Annotated in this window: 18 protein-coding genes and 1 pseudogene; 12 read left to right on the forward strand and 7 right to left on the reverse strand. The window is 70.2% G+C overall.

Annotation, left to right across the window (positions count from 1 at the left end; translation table 11 throughout):
• Positions 1-7 precede the first annotated feature (7 nt).
• Together ABN611_RS15790 and ABN611_RS15795 are read left to right on the forward strand one after the other, a co-directional pair.
• A complete protein-coding gene (locus ABN611_RS15790) occupies positions 8-496 on the forward strand; it encodes a PH domain-containing protein (RefSeq protein WP_350280627.1) in 489 nt (162 codons plus the stop codon).
• Positions 493-1,899, forward strand: coding sequence for a PH domain-containing protein (locus ABN611_RS15795; protein WP_350280628.1), 1,407 nt, complete (start codon positions 493-495; stop codon positions 1,897-1,899). Before ABN611_RS15790 ends, ABN611_RS15795 begins: the two co-directional genes overlap by 4 nt.
• Before the next feature lie 146 nt (positions 1,900-2,045).
• Here ABN611_RS15795 and ABN611_RS15800 read toward each other — a convergent pair.
• Positions 2,046-2,639 (reverse strand): annotated as a pseudogene (locus ABN611_RS15800) (SAM-dependent methyltransferase); the annotation flags it as partial.
• Positions 2,636-3,142, reverse strand: coding sequence for a 2'-5' RNA ligase family protein (locus ABN611_RS15805; protein ID WP_350280629.1), 507 nt, complete (start codon positions 3,140-3,142; stop codon positions 2,636-2,638). The gene ABN611_RS15805 and the pseudogene ABN611_RS15800, both read right to left, overlap by 4 nt.
• Positions 3,143-3,440: 298 nt before the next feature.
• Between ABN611_RS15805 and ABN611_RS15810 the strand changes: the two genes are divergently transcribed.
• The 6 genes from ABN611_RS15810 to ABN611_RS15835 all read left to right on the forward strand — a co-directional run bounded on the left by ABN611_RS15810 (position 3,441) and on the right by ABN611_RS15835 (position 8,846).
• Positions 3,441-4,313: a Rossmann-like and DUF2520 domain-containing protein gene (locus ABN611_RS15810; protein ID WP_350280630.1), complete on the forward strand. Its 873-nt coding sequence runs from the start codon at positions 3,441-3,443 to the stop codon at positions 4,311-4,313.
• On the forward strand, positions 4,310-5,137 hold the full coding sequence (gene panC / locus ABN611_RS15815) for a pantoate--beta-alanine ligase (protein ID WP_167205322.1): 828 nt from the start codon (positions 4,310-4,312) through the stop codon (positions 5,135-5,137). Before ABN611_RS15810 ends, panC begins: the two co-directional genes overlap by 4 nt.
• A gap of 87 nt (positions 5,138-5,224) precedes the next feature.
• Entirely contained in the window at positions 5,225-6,097 is an 873-nt protein-coding gene (gene nadC, locus ABN611_RS15820; RefSeq protein ID WP_350280631.1) for a carboxylating nicotinate-nucleotide diphosphorylase, read from the forward strand.
• On the forward strand, positions 6,094-6,861 hold the full coding sequence (locus ABN611_RS15825) for a type III pantothenate kinase (protein WP_350280632.1): 768 nt from the start codon (positions 6,094-6,096) through the stop codon (positions 6,859-6,861). Before nadC ends, ABN611_RS15825 begins: the two co-directional genes overlap by 4 nt.
• Positions 6,862-6,936: 75 nt before the next feature.
• Positions 6,937-7,380 (forward strand): hypothetical protein, encoded by a 444-nt coding sequence (locus tag ABN611_RS15830; protein WP_350280633.1) that lies wholly within the window; start codon positions 6,937-6,939, stop codon positions 7,378-7,380.
• A gap of 5 nt (positions 7,381-7,385) precedes the next feature.
• The gene (locus ABN611_RS15835; RefSeq protein ID WP_350280634.1) at positions 7,386-8,846 is read left to right on the forward strand and encodes a multicopper oxidase family protein; all 1,461 of its coding nucleotides are present in this window, start codon (positions 7,386-7,388) and stop codon (positions 8,844-8,846) included.
• Here the strand turns inward: ABN611_RS15835 and ABN611_RS15840 are convergent.
• Positions 8,834-9,394 carry a carboxymuconolactone decarboxylase family protein gene (locus ABN611_RS15840; RefSeq protein ID WP_350280635.1) on the reverse strand — a complete coding sequence of 187 codons (561 nt, stop codon included), beginning with the start codon at positions 9,392-9,394 and terminating at the stop codon, positions 8,834-8,836. The two genes, ABN611_RS15835 and ABN611_RS15840, sit on opposite strands and share 13 nt — an antisense overlap.
• Before the next feature lie 107 nt (positions 9,395-9,501).
• On the opposite strand from ABN611_RS15840, the gene ABN611_RS15845 reads away from it, so the two are divergent.
• The gene (locus ABN611_RS15845) at positions 9,502-10,824 is read left to right on the forward strand and encodes a hypothetical protein (protein ID WP_350280636.1); all 1,323 of its coding nucleotides are present in this window, start codon (positions 9,502-9,504) and stop codon (positions 10,822-10,824) included.
• 6 nt (positions 10,825-10,830) lie between these two features.
• On the opposite strand, the gene ABN611_RS15850 is transcribed toward ABN611_RS15845, so the two are convergent.
• From ABN611_RS15850 to ABN611_RS15865, 4 genes are all read right to left on the reverse strand, one after another.
• Positions 10,831-11,514: a DedA family protein gene (locus tag ABN611_RS15850; RefSeq protein WP_350280637.1), complete on the reverse strand. Its 684-nt coding sequence runs from the start codon at positions 11,512-11,514 to the stop codon at positions 10,831-10,833.
• 212 nt (positions 11,515-11,726) lie between these two features.
• Entirely contained in the window at positions 11,727-12,623 is an 897-nt protein-coding gene (locus ABN611_RS15855; protein WP_350280638.1) for an SPFH domain-containing protein, read from the reverse strand.
• Entirely contained in the window at positions 12,611-13,057 is a 447-nt protein-coding gene (locus ABN611_RS15860) for an NfeD family protein (RefSeq protein ID WP_350280639.1), read from the reverse strand. The genes ABN611_RS15855 and ABN611_RS15860 overlap by 13 nt, the downstream gene beginning before the upstream one ends.
• 74 nt (positions 13,058-13,131) lie before the next feature.
• Complete coding sequence (locus ABN611_RS15865) at positions 13,132-13,701, reverse strand: winged helix-turn-helix domain-containing protein (protein ID WP_350280640.1); 570 nt, start codon at positions 13,699-13,701, stop codon at positions 13,132-13,134.
• A 58-nt stretch (positions 13,702-13,759) separates the two neighbouring features.
• Here ABN611_RS15865 and ABN611_RS15870 point away from each other — a divergent pair, with 58 nt between their 5' ends.
• From ABN611_RS15870 to ABN611_RS15880, 3 genes are all read left to right on the forward strand, one after another.
• The gene (locus ABN611_RS15870) at positions 13,760-14,995 is read left to right on the forward strand and encodes an MFS transporter (RefSeq protein ID WP_350280641.1); all 1,236 of its coding nucleotides are present in this window, start codon (positions 13,760-13,762) and stop codon (positions 14,993-14,995) included.
• Between the two features lie 9 nt (positions 14,996-15,004).
• Entirely contained in the window at positions 15,005-16,525 is a 1,521-nt protein-coding gene (gene lysS / locus ABN611_RS15875) for a lysine--tRNA ligase (protein ID WP_350280642.1), read from the forward strand.
• Positions 16,526-16,769: 244 nt separating this feature from the next.
• Positions 16,770-17,099 (forward strand): Lsr2 family protein, encoded by a 330-nt coding sequence (locus tag ABN611_RS15880; RefSeq protein ID WP_350280643.1) that lies wholly within the window; start codon positions 16,770-16,772, stop codon positions 17,097-17,099.
• Positions 17,100-17,387 lie beyond the last annotated feature (288 nt).

The raw sequence follows: 17,387 nt of genomic DNA on the forward strand, positions 1-17,387 counted from the left end.
TTGGTGTGTGGACGACCTCTTCGCACCCTCCGATGTCAGCTGGACGCCGGTCTCGCCCAGCCTGGCCACCCTGCGCCGGCTGAACGCGGCGATCCTGGCGGGCCTGACCGCGATCGCGGCGCTGCTCGCCCTCGGCCTGTCGCTGGGCTGGCTGTACGGCGGGCTCGCGGTCGTGCTGATCGCGCTCGTCTTCGGCTGGTCCTGGGTGCTGATCGGCCGCAACCAGCGGTCCTGGAAGTACGCCGAACGCGACGACGAGCTGCTGGTCAGCCACGGGGTGATGTTCCGGGAGCTGGTCGTCGTACCGTACGGCCGGATGCAGTTCGTGGACGTCACCGCGGGGCCGCTGGAGCGCGCGTGCGGGCTGGCCACCGTGGAGCTGCACACGGCGACGCCGGCGACCGACGCCAAGATCCCCGGGCTGCACCCGGACGAGGCGAGTCGGCTGCGGGACCGGTTGTCCGCGCTCGGTCAGGCCCAGGCGTGGGGCCTGTGACCGGACAGGTCGTGGAGGCGGTCGGGCAACGTCTCCACCCGCTGACCCCCTTCGTGAAGGGCTGGGGGTACTTCGTCGTCGCGGCCGTCGCCCTGGTCAACAACGAAGGGCTGCGGAGCAACCTGACCGTCGCGGGCATCGGCCTGGCCGGTGTGCTCGTGGGCGGCATCCTGCTCGGTGCGCTGTCGTGGTGGTTCACCAAGTGGCAGCTGACGGACGAGGCGATCCGGGTGGACAGCGGGTTCCTGTTCCGGCGGACGCGGATCATCCGCTTCGACCGCATCCAGGCGATCGACGTCGCGCAGCCGTTCGTGGCGCGGCTGTTCGGCATGGCCGAGCTGCGGATGGACGTGGCCGGCGGCGGCCGGAGCGACGGCAGGCTGAGCTACTTCCGGTACGAGGAGGCGCAGACGCTGCGTACTACGTTGCTCGTGCGGGCCAAGGGGGAGCAGGCCGCGGAGCAGCAGGAGTACGAGCAGCAGGCGGAGGCGGCCGTTCCGCCGTTGCTGACCGTTCCGACGAACCGCCTCCTCGGGGCGACGTTGCTGTCGTCCACTGTGGTGGGTAGCGCTGGTGCGCTGGTCTGGCTGATCGTGGCGACGACGGTGCTGGACTTCCACGTCGGTCTGTTCGCCGGCCTGCCGTTGCTGCTCGGTGTGGTGCAGCCGATCTGGAAGCAGGTCGTCGGGAACCACGGCTTCACGCTGACCGAGTCCAGCCACGGGCTGCGGACCAAGCGTGGACTGTTCGACGTACAGCGGCAGACCGTGCCGCCCGGTCGGGTCCAGGGGCTGCTGATCACCGAGCCGTTGATCTGGCGGTTCCTCGGGTGGTCGCGGGTCGAGCTGGACATCGCCGGAGTGGCCGGCCAGAAGGAGGACGGGGACGACGACACGGAGGGAGCGCAGCTGCTACCCGTCGGCGAGCGGGCCGAGGTGGCGTACGTACTCGGCCGGGTCCTGCCCGGTCTGGACCTCTCCCGCATCCAGATGCACAGGGCACCGGAGCGGGCGAAGTGGCTGCGTCCGGTGGGGTGGCGGTACCTGGCGTACGGCGCTGACGAGCAGGTGATGGTCACCACGCGCGGCTGGGTGAGTCGTCGTACGTCGATCGTGCTGCATCACAAGACGCAGTCGGTCCGGCTGGAACAGGGGCCGCTGCAGCGCCGCCTGGGCCTCGCCAACGTGCATGTGGACACGCCGCTCGGTCCTACCGACGCCATTGCGCTGCATCGCGACCAGTTCGAGGCGGCGGCACTGGTACAGGCTCAGGCCGACAGGGCCCGCGCCGCCCGCCGTGCGGTCTCCGCGTCTGCAGCCGTCCAGACCCAACCGAACCCACCGAGCCCCGAGGGGTCCAGCAGCTCAGCGGCCTCACCCGCCGACGACAGCTCGGACAGATAGCGCAGCGGGTCAGTCTGCGCGAGCTCCAGGCTCGGGCGGGCGCCACTGACCCCCAGCGCCCGCAGGGCGTCGCGCTGACGCACGACCGTCCCACCCAACGAGTCCAGCGCCACATGCGCCGTCACGTCACAACTCCCGTCCACCACCGGCAAACACTCCCGCCCATCACGGAACCCGGTCAGCGTCCCGTACGGCGGCCTGCTCGCCTTCAGGTGCCCGTAGTCGATCGCAATCGCAAGACTCCCGGGCGTCAGCCGACCGACCACACCGGCCCAGGCCCGGTCCCGAGCAGTACCAATCTCAGCCCGCTCCCCGGCCTCGCCCGGCCACCAGCGGTTCAGCCAGGTCAGGTCGTTGCCTTCTACAACCGGTCCTGGGATCAGGTCGGCGAGTAGGTAGCGGGGGATGCCGGCTGCGTCCCACTCGACCACCTCGCACGGGATGTTGTCGAGCCATTCGTTGGCGATGACCAGGCCGGTCAGCTGGTCGGGGAGGTCGTCGTCCAGTTCGATCTCGAGGACCGACAGGCCTTCTCCGCGAAGCACCTTGCCCAGTTCGCCCGAGCCCGCGCCTACGTCCACCACTTGGTCGACGCCGAGCTGACGGGCCAGCCGGGCGATCGCCTGGCCGAACAACGGCGACGCGTGGACCGACGTACGGAAGTGGGCGGCGGGGCGTTCCCGGCGGTAGAAGCCGTCGGGGCCGTACAACGCCTCGTACCAGGCAGCTCGAAACGTCATCGGCCTAGAGGTACCGCGCCGATCTGGCCCCACACCCCGGCAGCGTCCTCGCGCCACACGCCGAGCTCGGTCAGCTGGACGGTCGGCGCCGGTGTGGCGGCCAGTGCGGCGGTGGCCTCGGCGACCACGTTCGCGCCGCCCTGAGCGGCCGACGAGATCGTCAGGTGCGGATGCGGGTCCGGGAACTCACCGCCGTACGGCGGACACTCCGGAAACGCCTCGATCACCGCCTGGAGCACGGCTCGCACCTGATCGAACGGCTCCGGCTTCAACCACGCAGTACCGTTCGGGAACTGACCCGCCGTCGGGAAGCTGAGCTCGAACGGCCGGACCGACGACACCGCCTCCTGCAACCGCGCCACGTCGGTGTCCGTGGGCTCCGCGACCCACGGGACCAGCACGGTCACGTGCGGCGGGATCAGCTCGGTCAGCGGCACCTGTGGCCGCGCGGTGGAACGGGAGACCGACCGCCAGCGGTCCGTGTACGCCGCCAGCTCAGGCACTGTGATCAGGATCGCCGTCAATTCGGTCCCGGATGCCCACGCTCCACTCACCGCTCCATGCTCTCATCACTCAGGGCATGGCTGATGGTTCCGCGCCTACTGCGCGGCACTCGGCACGGCACCTCGCCGCACGTGAGCGGAGGCCACGATGCTCCGCATCGAGACCTCCGCTCCCGCACGCCGATGCACCGCACCGAGCACCTGCTCGCGACGGCGCGGAACCATCAGCCATGCCCTACGCTGACAGATAGATCGTCTGGTACCCGCCCGCGGGACTGGAACGAGAAGAGAGTGAGTGATGGAACGGATCGGCTTGATCGGAGCCGGCCGGGCCGGGTCCGCCCTGGGAGCAGCCTTGGCGGCAGCCGGACATCCCCTGGTCGGAGTGACCGCGCGTTCCGGCGCGTCCCGGGACCACGCTGCCCGGCTTCTTCCCGGCGTGCCCGTACTGACCGCTGACGAGGTCACGCAGCGCGCCGACGTCGTCCTGGTCGCCGTACCGGACGACCTGATCCACGAGGTGGCGCACGCGCTGCCGCTGACCGCCGCGCAGTACGTCGTGCACCTGTCCGGAGCGCACGGGCTGGCGCCGCTGACGGGGCTCCAGGCGACACCGGTCGCGCTGCATCCCTCCATGACCTTCCCGGGCGGCCGGGTGGAGCTGGACGGCGTCATGTTCACGGCGACCGCACCGGAGCGGGCGCGGCCGCTAGTCGAGCGGCTGGTGAAGGCGCTGGGCGCACAGGTGCAATGGATCGATGACGAGCAGCGTGCGCAGTACCACGCCGGTCTGGCGCACGGTGCGAACCACCTCACCACGCTGGTGACCCAGGCGATCGCCGTACTGCGGGAAGCGGGCGTCGCCGATCCGGTGGCGACTCTCCGGCCGCTGGTCACCGCAACTCTCGACAACACGCTGCGATCCGGTCATCATGCGCTCACCGGGCCGATCGCCCGTGGCGACGTCGACACGGTGGCAGCACATCTGGCGGTACTGCGAGGCAGCACGAGTACCAGCTACGCCGAACTCGCCGAGGCGACGGTGCAGCTGGCGGCGGCGGACGGGCGGCTGGACGTGGAGACCGCCGCGCGCTTCACCGCTGTGTTGAACGAAGCACGGAACGGGCACAGGGCAGATCCGGCGGACCGGACAGGGGAGGCACCGCGATGAGACTCACCCAGACGAAGGCCGAGCTGCGAGCAGCGACCGCGATCCGGCCACGGGCGGTCGTGATGACGATGGGCGCCCTGCACGACGGGCACGCCGCGTTGCTGGCCGAGGCCCGGGAGCGGGTCGGGCCGGACGGCAGCGTGGTGCTGACGATCTTCGTCAACCCGTTGCAGTTCGGGCCCACCGAGGACTTCGACCGGTACCCGCGGACGCTGGCCAGCGACCTGGCGATCGCGAAGAACGAGGGCGTCGACCTGGTCTTCAACCCGTCCCGGGACGAGCTGTACCCGAACGAGCCGTCGATCACCGTGCATCCCGGGCCGCTCGCGGACGAGCTCGAGGGCGTGTTCCGGCCCGGGCACTTCTCCGGCGTGCTGACCGTGGTGTCGAAGCTGCTGCACCTGACCGCGCCGGACCTGGCGCTGTTCGGCGAGAAGGACTACCAGCAGCTGACGCTGATCCGCGAGATGGTGTGCGACCTCGACATGGACGTCGACATCGTGCCGGTGCCGACCGTCCGGGAGCCGGACGGGCTCGCGCTGTCCTCACGCAACCGCTACCTGACCGAGACCGAGCGTGACGAGGCCCTGGTGCTGTACCGGGCGCTGAGCGCGGGCGCCAAGGCGGGGATGAACGGCCCGGACGCCGTGATGGCCGCCGCGCAGGCGGAGCTGGAGGCGGTGCCGTCGGTGAAGATCGACTACCTCGCCCTCCGCGCCCCGGACCTCGGCCCGGTGATCGGCCCCGGCGAGGCCCGGATGCTGATCGCCGCCCGCGTCGGCCTCACCCGCCTCATCGACAACATCTCCATCACCCTACGATGAACCCGGTTGATACCGTCCCCGGATGAGGCGGACACGCTGTGCCGCAGGCCACGTTTGTTCCGCGCGATTCCGAGGAGAATGACCGGCATGGATGAGACAGTCGACCGGCAGTGGGTCGGTGACCTCGTGCGGGCGACCATCGAAGAGGACCTGGCCGGTGGGGTCGACGTGACCACCACGGCCACCATCGACCCGGACCAGGTGTCGGTCGCCGAGCTGGTGGCCCGCGCCGACGGGGTGGTGGCCGGCCTGGAGATCGCCGAGCTGGTGCTGCGGCAGGTCGCGGCGCCGGACGAGGTCGAGATCGAGTACTCCGTCCGCGACGGCGCGTCCGTGCGCCAGGGCGACGTACTGCTGACGGCCCGCGGCAAGACCCAGCAGCTGCTGACGGCCGAGCGCACCGCGCTGAACCTGCTCTGCCACCTGAGCGGCGTCGCCACGCTGACGCGGCGCTGGGTGGACGAGGTCGAGGGCACCGGCGCGGTGATCCGGGACACCCGCAAGACCATGCCCTTGCTGCGGTCCCTGGAGAAGTACGCCGTCCGCTGCGGTGGTGGGAAGAACCATCGAATGGCGTTGTCGGACGCGGCCCTGATCAAGGACAACCACGTGATCGCGGCCGGCGGCGTCGCGGAGGCGTTCCGGCTGGTCCGCAAGGCGTACCCGGACCTCGCGATCGAGGTCGAGGTGGACTCGGTCGACGACGCGCTGATCGCGGTCGAGTCCGGCGCCGAGCTGATCCTGTTGGACAACATGGACGTCCCGCTGCTGCGCGAAGCCGTCGAGAAGGTGGCCGGCCGGGCGAAGCTGGAGGCCTCCGGCGGTCTCACCCTGGACAAGGCGCGCGCGGTCGCCCAGACCGGCGTCGACTACCTCGCGATCGGCGCGCTGACGCACTCCGCTCCGGTGCTCGACATCGCCCTGGACCTCAAGGCTGCGTTGAATTCCAAGGACGCATGATGTTGCTGGCTGTCGCCGTCGAGAACACCAGGACGCTGGTCGGCCTGGTGTTCGAGGGCACGGTCAAGCGGCACTGGTGGGTCGGCACCGATCCGCGGCGTACGGCGGACGAGTGGGCGGTGCTGCTCCAGGGCCTGCTCGCGGGCGAGACGCCGGTGGGCGGGATCGCCGTGTGTTCCGCCGTACCGCATGTGCTGCACGAGTTGCGCGATGTCGTCGCGCGGTACTACCAGGACGTGCCGAGCGTGGTCGTCGAGCCGGGCGTGAAGACCGGGCTGCCGGTGCTGGTGGACAACCCGCGGGAGGTCGGCACGGACCGGATCGCGAACGCGCTCGCCGCGGCGCACCGGTACGGCGCGCCCTGTGTGGTGGTCGACGTCGGTACGGCGATCACGATCGACGTCGTGAACCCGGCCGGGGCCTTCATCGGCGGAGTGATTGCCCCAGGCATCGAAACCGCCACCGACGCGCTCGGTCAGGCGGCCGCCCAGCTGCGACGGGTCGAGCTGGTCCGGCCGCGGTCCGTGGTCGCGAAGAACACGGTCGAAGCCCTGCAGTCCGGTGCGATCCACGGCTTCGCGGCGCTCGTGGACGGCCTGGTCGCGCGGATCCGGACCGAGCAGTCTCTGAACGACGACCTGCCGGTGGTGCTGACCGGAGCCCTCGCGCCACTCCTGGCCGGCCAGCTGAGCACGCCGGTCCGCGACGAGCCGTTGCTCACCCTGCACGGGCTGTACCAGGCGTTCGCGCGCAACCACGCCTGACGCAATAACCTCTTGTGCCCTTGAGGTGACCTGGCTCACTATGAGCCCAAGGGGATCCAGGGGGATGGGGGAAACATGAGGTCTGTTTATCGTGCCTTGGCGGGGCTCGTCGCGCTCGGGGTGGTGGTCCAGGCGGCGGCGATCGGGCTGGCCTGGTTCACGGTCATCAAGGACGTCGACGGCGGCCTGGTGTTCGACAAGAACTCCGATTTCAACGTCGGGCACATGACGCACACCATCGTCGGCACCGGGATCATCCCGCTGCTGGCGATCCTGCTGCTGATCATCTCGTTCTTCGCCAAGGTCGACGGCGGCGTCAAGTGGGCGCTGGGCGTGTTCGGCCTGGTCGCCCTGCAGTTCGGGCTGGCGGTCGCGTCGTTCAGCGCTCCGGTGGTCGGCGCGCTGCACGGGCTGAACGCGTTCGCGCTGCTCGCGGTCGCCAGTATGGCGTCCCGCCGGGCGGCCACGCCGGTCACGGCGGCGACCGAGACGCCGGCCGCGACGACCGCGACCAGCTAGATGCGGTGCACCACCGACCTGCGGCGGCCGTGACGATGCGGCCGCCGTCTCGTCGTGCGCTGATCGCGATCGCCGCAACGGTCGCGATCCTCGCGCCGCTCGGGTTCTTCTGGCAGCGCAGCCTGGTGCCGGGCGACCTGTCGCCGATGGCGATGGGGTACGCCGACTTCGGCGGCGGCCCGGCGGCCACGCACGCCCACCACGGCACGAAGGTCGGCGACCTGACCGGTCCGGCGGCCGGGACACCGGACGTCGCGGTGGACCTGGTGGCGCGCACCGAGCGCTTCGAGATTCCCGGCCGCGGCCCGATGGACGGGTTCACCCTGAACCACACGTCGCCGGGGCCCCGGATCGTCGCGGAACAAGGCGATCTGGTGCAGGTCACGCTGCACAACGACAACGTCGCCGACGGCGTCACCCTGCACTGGCACGGGGTCGACGTACCGAACGCCGAGGACGGTGTCGCGGGGGTGACCCAGGACGCGGTCGGGCCCGGCAAGTCGCACGTGTACCGCTTCGTCGCGGAGGACGCCGGCACGTACTGGTACCACTCGCACCAGGTCTCGCACGAGCAGGTGCAGAAGGGGCTGTACGGCGTACTCGTCGTCAAGCCGACCGCCTCCGACGTGATCGCGGCCGTGCACACCTACGACAAGGTGCGGACCGTCAACGGCGAGTACGGCGAACGCCGCGTGAAGGCACCGGGCCCGACGGCCCGGGTACGGCTGATCAACACCGACAACGGCCCGATGGCCGCCTGGGTCGACGGGGCGCCGTACAAGGTCGTCGCGGTCGACGGGACCGACGTGAACGCGCCGACCGAGGTCCGCGGCAAGGCGGTGCTCGTCACCGCCGGCGGCCGGATCGACCTCGAGGTACCGACGACGACCGCGGTGCGGATCGGGCTGGGCGGCGGGCCGACGACGCTGGTGATCGGGGATGGGGACGCGCCGGCCGGGCCGGAGCCGCGGGAGCGCGTCGACCTGCTGACCTACGGTTCGCCGAAGCCGCTCGGTCTGGACCCGGCGAAGGCGGACCGGGTGTTCCGGTACGACATCGGCCGCCGGATCGGGTTCCTCGACGGGAAGCCCGGGATGTGGTGGACGATCAACGGGCGCCAGTACCCGGACGTGCCGATGTTCATGGTGGACGAGGGCGACGTCGTCCGGATGCGGATCCGGAACACCTCGGGCCAGGTGCACCCGATGCACCTGCACGGGCACCACGTGGTCGTGCTCAGCCGCGACGGGAAACCGGCGACCGGGAGCCCGTGGTGGACGGACTCCCTGAACGTCGAGGACAAGGAGACCTACGAGGTCGCGTTCGTGGCCGACAACCCGGGCATCTGGATGGACCACTGCCACAACCTGCCGCACGCCGCGCAGGGCCTGGTCACGCACCTGATGTACAGCGGCGTCACCACCGACCACCACCTCGGCGGGGCGCCCGGTAATCAGCCCGAGTAGATCGGGCGGCCGACCGTCAGCGCCGTACGAAGGGTCTCGGGCAGGTTCTGGTACGCCGCATCGGGCTGGGTGCCGGTGCCGTCGAGGGTCTTGGAGAAGAACGCCCGCGCCGCGGCGGCCAGCGTGACGTCGAGGATGTCGGCGTCGGTCAGGCCGAGTGCCTTCAGCTCGTCGACGTCCGCCTGGGTGACGGTGTCGGCGGCGAGCGCGACCTTGCGGGCGAACGCCATCACGCCGCGGTCGACGGGATCGTTCGCGGGTTCCTCGACGAGCGCCGCGACCTCCTCGGCCGTGTAGAACTTGTCGGCCAGGACCTCGCCGTGCGCGAGGCTGCAGTAGCTGGACCTCATCGCGGTCGCCGCGGCCAACGTGGCGAGCTCGTACCGGCGCAGGTCCATCGACTCCTTGATCGCGGAGTTCAACTGCTTCCACGCCTCGTAGACGGCGGGCCGGGCCGCGAACGTACGAACGTAGTTGGGCACATGCCCGGCCGGCGCCCGATTCGCGTCGAACAACTCCGGGTCGTTGGGCGTGCTGATGAAAGCCATCCTGGTTCCCCCTCTGTGGCTTCCTTCACGGTAAGTGCGCGATACCGATCCGGCAACGGTCGTACGGGAGGGGTACCGGGGACTGGGTAAGGTTCACCCGGTCGGTCGTGAGGAGACAAGGGGTGGTCGGGATGCGGCGCTGGCTCGCCGTGGGGCTGGCGGTGGTGGCGGGGGCGGCCTCGCTGACCGCGTGTGCCTCGGAACCCGCGCCGACCGATGTCGCGGTGGCCTGGGCGCCGAAGGGGCGGGCGGCGGTGGTGGTGACCTGGAAGGACACCGGGCTGCCGAACCGGATCACGATCGAGGGCGTGCTCAGCGAGAGTCCGTCGTACGTGAAGTACATCCCGGCCGGCGACCCGAACCGCTGGGAGATCCCGACCTCGGCGTTCCCGCCGGACGGGAACTACAAGATCGCGGTCGCGACCGGCACCTCGCAGGGCGGTGTGACCAGCAAGCTCACCCGGTCGCCGGTGTTCGACACCGACGGCCCGGTGCGGCCGAGCGCCGCGACCGTGGCGCCGCAGGGCCGCGGCGTGATGATCAGGTGGTCGGTGCCGGTGGCACCGCAGGACTTCACGCCGAACGACCCGCTGGACATCCGCGGCAAGAAGACCCAGAGCTATGTGCCGATGATCGGCCGCCCCGGCGCGATGCTGAAGGCGATCGGCCCCGCGACGACCGCGAACCGGCAGCTGATCAAGAGCATCAAACCGCCGTACGTCTTCCAGCTCCGCACCCAGAACGAGTGGAGCGCGCGGATCGGCGGGCAGGTGCTCGGGCTGACCAGCTCGATCAACGCCGCGGTCCCCGCGCTGGCCCAGTTCAGCGTGCCGATCCGGGTCCGCGGCCGGGTCATCCTGCAACAGGTCGGGTGTGAGCTCGAGACGCCGTGCACCACCAAGCGGGCCACCCCGGCCGGCGTCCCGGTCACGGTACTCACCCAGGTCGCGCCGGGCGCCCGCTGGACCCCGGCGGCCCGCGGTACGACGACCAGCGGTGGGTACTACGACATCGCCGTACCGACCGGTGGGAGCCGGCCGTACAAGATCACCGTGCCGGTGAGCACCAAGGGCAGCACGCTGACCGGTACGTCGACCAGCAAGCCGGCGTACACGAAGAGCGTGGTCCGGGTCGCGTCGGCCGGCTTCGTCGGCGGCGAGACCGCGAAGAAGCGCGGTACGTCGGTCACGGTGTTCACGACGGTCAAACCGGCGATGAACACCACGGTGATGCTGCAGGCGTGGAACCGGCAGACGCGCCGCTGGGTGAACTCGAAGGCGCTGCCGATGCGCAACGGGGCCGCGTCGCTGGCGTTCACGGCGGCACAGCCGGGCGACTTCGTCTACCGGTTCGTGATTCCCGGCGCGATGATGTTCGGCCGGCCGATCGACGGCACCACCACGCCGCAGCTGGAGCTACACGTCCGCTGACTCGAGCTACACGTCAGCTGGCTCGAGCGCCCCGGCCTCCGGGGCGTCGTCGCCGGGCAGGTCCGCGGCCTGTTCGCGGCGGCGCTTGCGGATCCGGTGGACGACGTACAGCGCGGCCAGGACGACCGCGACCGCGATCGCGGCGCCGATCGACAGCCGGCCGAAGAGCTGGTCGGCGTTGTCGCCGATCTGGTACGCGACCACGCCGATCGTGGTCGCCCAGGCGATCCCGCCGGCGGCGTTCGCGACCAGGAACCGCGGGTAGTGCATCCGCAGCATGCCGGCCATCGGGCCCGCGAAGATCCGCAGCAGCGCGACGAACCGGCCGAAGAACACCGTCCAGACGCCGTACTTGTGGAAGTACTTCTCGGCGCGCACGATCCGGTCCGCGGAGAAGTGGTGGAAGCGTCGCCCCAGGCGGTCGAACAACCGGCGGCCGGCCTTGCGGCCCACGTAGTACCCGGCGGAGTCGCCGAGGATCGCGCCGGTGGCCGCGGCCAGGATGACGAGCTCGATCTTCAGCTGGTGCTGCTGCGAGGCGAGCAGCGCGGCCGCGATCAGCGTCGTCTCACCGGGCAGCGGCACCCCCATGCTCTCCACGCCGATCACGAGTCCGACCACCAGGTACGCCAGCACAGCCACCCCGGTCGGGATGGTGATCGCCTGCGCGATCAGCAGAGGTTCCCCCATGCACCCATGGTGACATCGTGAGACAACCGATTTGGTGATGGGGCAACTTAGGTCCTGTCTGGTGATCCATCGCCTACTGCGGGGCACTCGGCACGGCATCTCGCCGCACGGGTGCAAAGGCCACGATGCTCCGCATCGAGACCTTCGCCCCCGCACGCCGAGCTACCGCACCGAGCACCTCCTCGCGACGGCGCTGGATCACCAGACAGGACCTAACTCCGGGAGATTTCAGGGTCGTGCCCGTTGCCCGAGCTGATCTCCGGGCCGATCTTGGCGGTGTCGCCGGTGAACGCCTTGGTGACGTTCTGCAGCGCGGAGGTGACCTCGGACGGGATCACCCAGAACGTGTTGCCGGGACCCTTGGCCAGCTCCGGGAGCATCTGCAGGTACTGGTACGCGAGCAGCTTCGGGTCCGGGTCGTTGCGGTGGATCGCGTCGAAGACCGTGTCGATCGCCTTCGCCTGGCCCTCGGCGCGCAGGATCGCCGCCTGCCGGTCGCCCTCCGCGGTCAGGATCCGCGCCTGCCGGGCGCCCTCGGCGTTCAGGATCGCGGCCCGCTTCTCGCGCTCCGCGCGCATCTGCTTCTCCATCGACTCCTTGATCGACGCCGGCGGTTCGATCGCCTTCAGCTCGACCCGGTTGACCCGGATGCCCCACTTGCCGGAGGCCTCGTCGAGGACGCCGCGCAGGATCGAGTTGATGTGCTCGCGCGAGGTCAGCGTCTTCTCCAGGTCCAGGCTGCCGATCACGTTCCGCAGCGTGGTCACGGTGAGCTGCTCGATCGCCTGGATGTAGTTGGCGATCTCGTACGCCGCCGCGCGCGGATCGGTGACCTGGAAGTACAGGACGGTGTCGATGTGCACGACCAGGTTGTCCTCGGTGATCACCGAGTTCGGCTGGAACGAGACCACCTGTTCGCGCAGGTCGATCAGCTGCCGGGGGCGGTCGACGAACGGGATCACGATGTTCAGCCCGGGTTCGAGCGTCCGCAGGTACCGGCCGAGGCGCTCGACGTTGCTGGCCCGCGCCTGCGGGACGATCCGGACGGTCCGCAGTACCAGGACGACGGCGAGCAGCGCGACGACCAGTCCGATGATCACTTCGGCCATGGTTCCTCCTGGGGGTGCACGAGGGCAGTGGCGCCCTCGATCGCGAAGACGTCGACCCGGGTGCCGGCGGGGATGTGCAGGTCGGGGTCGTAGGAACGGGCGCTCCATTCCTCGCCGCCGATCCGGACCCGCCCGGCGTCGCGGTCGCACGGCGCCAGCACGACCGCCTCGCGGCCGATCAGCGCGGCGACCCCGGTCCGCAGCCGGGGGTGCCCGGTCAGGTGCCGGCGCGCGACCGGCCGGACCAGGGTGACCATCGCCGCGGCGGTGACCACGAACGCGATCACCTGGAACGCGATCCCGAGGCCGAGCCCGGCGACCCCGGCGGCGGCGAACGCCGCGACGGCGAGCAGGAGCAGGTCCAAGGTCGCCGTCATCAACTCGGCCGTGCCGAGGACGGCGGCGACGATCAACCACAGGACCCAGGACTGCATGACGACCACCCGGCGGCGGAAAGTGCCTCTTGTTTCGAAGGTACTCCTCGATACGCCGTCAGGCAGCTAACGGTTCAGTCGCCTTCTGGCGGCGTTCCGGTCGGTACGACGGCGATCAGCGAGCTGACCTGGCGCGCGCCGGCCGGATGGTCGCTCTGCGTGCGCTGTTTCTTGTAGCGGTCGACGAGGTCGTTCAGCTCCTTGCCGAACGCCAGCGCCTCCTCGTGGGTGAGCCACAACCGTGCCCTGCTCATCGAGCTGGCGTCGTCCCACGGGTCGTCCTCGCCGAGCTCCTGGAACTGCTCGAGCACCCGGTCGACGGCGGTCCGCATGATCGCGTGGCCGGCCAGCCGCCCGGCGCCGCCGGACTGCGAGTCGATGCGCAGGCTCGCCGCCCGCGCCCGCCACGGCCGCTCCCGGCCGTCGCCGCTGTCCTCGGCGCGCTCGATGATGCCCCACTTCTCCAGCGCCCGGAGGTGGTAGCTCATCGCCGACGGCGTCAGGCCGGCCAGCTCGGCGCACTCGGTCGCGGTCAGCACCTGGCCGTTGTAGAGCTCGTCGATCACCCGCTGCCGCGCCGGATGCGCCAGGGCGCGGATCGCCCGCGGGTCGGTGATCACCACCACGGGCTTCTTCTTGGCCACGAGGTCAGCGTAGCGAAGCCCTTGACCGCTGAAAACGTGAAGTGTTTACTTCATAACTGTGAAGCAAATACTTCAGACTTCGATCTGGTCGTACCGGGACATCCGGCTGGTGCTGCCCGCCCGCGCGCTGTCGTACGCGGGCGACTCGATCGCCCTGATCGCGCTGATGCTGCGGGTCTCCGAAGGGCACGGCCCGGCCGCTGTCACGGCGCTGCTGCTGGCGTTCGCCGTACCGACGGTGGTGATGATCCCGTTCGCGGGGCGGATCGTGGACGGCTACGACTCCCGGACCGTCCTGGTCTGGTCGGGGCTGCTGCAGGTGGCCGCCGGAGTCGGGCTGGCGTTCGTACACGACCTGGCGAGCACGCTGGCCCTGGTGTGTGTGCTGCAGCTCGGACAGGCGGTGGCCGGTCCCGCCTGGGGTGCGCTGATCCCGCGGATCGTCGGCGAGGAACTGGTCGGCCGCAGTACGGGAGCCAGCCAAGCCCTGATCGGCGTCGCGACACTGGCCGGCTCGGCCGCCGGCGGTCTTCTCGTCGGCATGGCGGGCAGTCGTGGTGCCCTGCTCGTCGACGCCGGGACGTTCCTGGTCCTGGTGGTGGTCGCGGCTCTGGTCCGGACGCGACGGCGGCCCGCGGCCGGGGCGGCGCGCGAGCGCGGTGGCGTCTCGGCAGGGCTGCGGGTGATCTTCGAGGACGGCGTACTGCGGATCCTGGTGCCGGCGTTGTGGCTGTTCGTTCTCGTCGGCGAGGCGGTCAATGTCGTCGAGGTCTTCCTGATCACCGACGAGCTAGGTCTCGGGCCGGAGTTGTACGGCGCCGCGGGCGCGGCGACGGGCGCCGGCGCCATCGTCGGCGCCTGGTACAGCGGCCGGCTGGACGGCGACCGGGCCCGGTCCGGGGGAGTGGTCGCCGGCATGGGCGCGATCGGCGCCGCGAGCGTGCTGATGGGCCTGGCCGGGAACCTGGTCACGCTGCTGATCGGCGCCACCGTGATCGGTGTCGGCAGCGGGATGCTGAACGCGGCCACCAGCGCGCTCGTGGTCACCAGATCCGCCGAGGCGGTCCGCGGCCGGGTGATCGCGGCGCTGAACGGCACGGCCCGCTCGTTCAGCCTGCTCGCGATGCTGCTGGGCGGGCTGGCGGGGGCGCTGCTCGGCCCGCGCGGCACGTTCGTGAGTTGCGGGGTGGCCTGCGCGGTTGCCGCCGCGGTCGTCGGCGTGCTCGTCGTACGGAGCTTCGTACTGGCAGGGGTCGAGACAAAGGATTCGGAGCTGGAGGTGGTCAGTCACTAGCCTTTAGGCATGACTGATGCACACGTGGACCCGGTGAACCCCGACAGCGGGCAGGACGACCTGCCCGAGCAGATGCGGGTCCGCCGGGAGAAGCGTGACCGCCTGCTGGCGGAGGGTGTCCAGCCGTACCCGATCTCGGTGGCCCGGACGCACCTGTTGAAGGACCTCCGGGAGAAGTACGACGCCCAGGAGCTGGAGCCCGACACGCGGACCGGCGAGCAGGTCGCGGTGACCGGCCGGGTGATCTTCCTGCGCAACACCGGCAAGCTGTGCTTCGTCCGCCTCCGGGAGGGGGACGGGACCGAGCTGCAGGTGATGCTGTCGCTGGCCGACCTGGGCGAGGAGGAGCTGGCCCGGTTCAAGCAGCTCGTCGACATCGGCGACCTGCTGTCGGTCCAGGGCGAGGTGATCACCAGCCGGCGCGGTGAGCTGTCCGTGCAGGCGACCGCGTGGCAGATGGCCGCGAAGACGCTCCGCCCGCTGCCGAACGAGCACAAGCCGCTCAGCGAAGAGGCGCGGGTCCGGATGCGGTACGTCGACCTGATCGTCCGCCCCGAGGCGCGCGAGATGGTCCGCGCGAAGGCCGCCGTGCTCAAGGCGCTGCGCGCGACGTACGACGACCACGGCTTCGTCGAGGTGGAGACGCCGGTGCTGCAGCTGACCAACGGCGGCGCCGCGGCGCGGCCGTTCAGCACCCACCTGAACGCGTTCGACCAGGAGATGAAGCTGCGGATCGCGCTCGAGCTCGACCTCAAGCGTGCGATGATCGGCGGCGTCGACCGGGTCTACGAGATCGGCCGGACGTTCCGCAACGAGGGCCTGGACTCCACGCACTCGGCGGAATTCTCGATGATCGAGGCGTATCAGGCGTACGGCGATTACGACACGATGGCCGAGCTGATCCAGGAGCTGATCCGGAACTCCGGCCGGGCGATCGGCCGTACGACGATCACCGCGCGCGACGGTTCGACCATCGACATCGAGCAGCCGTTCCGGCACGCGACGCTTTTCGGGCTGCTCTCGGAAGCGGTCGGTGAGACCGTCGACGCGACCACCGACCATGCCGCGTTGATCAAGTTGGCCGAGCAGCACGGTGTCGAGCTGCAGCCGGGCCGGAATACCGGTGAGATCGCCGTCGACTTGTTCGAGAAGCTCTGCGAGCACACGCTGATCCAGCCCACCTTTGTCCGCGACTATCCGGAGTCGGCGCGGCCGCTGGCGAAGCCGCACCGGGAAATTCCGGGCCTGGTCGAGGCCTGGGACCTGTTCGTCAACGGCGTCGAGCTCGGGGTCGCGTACTCGGAGCTGAACGACCCGGTGATCCAGCGCGATCGCCTGGTGGAGCAGTCGATACAGGCCGCGGCCGGGGACCCGGAGGCGATGGAACTCGACGAGGACTTCCTCCGCGCGATGGAATTCGGGATGCCGCCGGCCGGCGGCATGGGGATGGGCCTGGACCGATTGGTGATGTTGCTCACCGGCACCGGTATCCGGGAGACGATTCTGTTCCCGTTGCTGCGTCCGGAGTGATGTGGCCGGCGTGATTCCGGAATCCGCCGGGCAGGTCGTTGCATAGCACAACGGCCGGGCCCGGCAAATCCCGGGGTGGAATTGATTCCGGTCCAGCCGGTTTCGGAACGGATGAATACGCAAGGTCACCACGGCTGCAGAGCGTCGATGAATGACACGAAGCCGGTTTGTGCGGTACAAATCAGGTGCTAACAATTCGGCAGGGGGATTGTGCCCGATGGCGGGCGCGGAAAGGTTGTCATCGATGGCGCAAAGGGTTCAGGTGGTTCTCGAGGACGATCTCGACGGCGGTAAGGCCGACGAGACCGTCACCTTCGGGCTGGACGGAACGACGTACGAGATCGACCTGTCCAAGAAGAACGCCGCCAAGCTGCGCGACGCCCTGGCCGCGTACGTCGGCTCCGCCCGCCGGGTGGCCGGCCGCCGGGGCGCGGCGGGCCGGTCCCGCGGTCGCGGCCGGTCGGCGTCGGACTCCGCGGACATCCGGGCCTGGGCGAAGGAGAACGGCTACGAGGTCAGCGAGCGCGGCCGGATCTCCGCCGAGGTGCGCGCGGCGTACAACGAGGCCAAGTAATTCCAGCTCCCCGACGGTCCCGGCGCCCATTGGTCGCCGGGACCGTCCGCATTCCGGTTGTTTCACAGAGTGGGACCCGGGCGTGTCGGCCGTGGTGGCTGACCGGACAGGTAGTTCGGGGAATTCGCTGGTGGCGAACACGCTGTCCAGGGGCGGCCAGGCGGGAACAGGCTGGTGAGCTGTGCAGTTGTTCCCTTGTGATGCCGCCCGGGCGGCCGGTGGAAACGTGATCGGGTGTTCGCCGAGAGCGAGCCTGTCGGCGCCGGGGACTAGCATGCATGTACGGGG

Origin of the sequence: Kribbella sp. HUAS MG21 (assembly GCF_040254265.1) — a bacterium.
In the GTDB taxonomy this organism is placed as follows: Bacteria; Actinomycetota; Actinomycetes; order Propionibacteriales; family Kribbellaceae; genus Kribbella.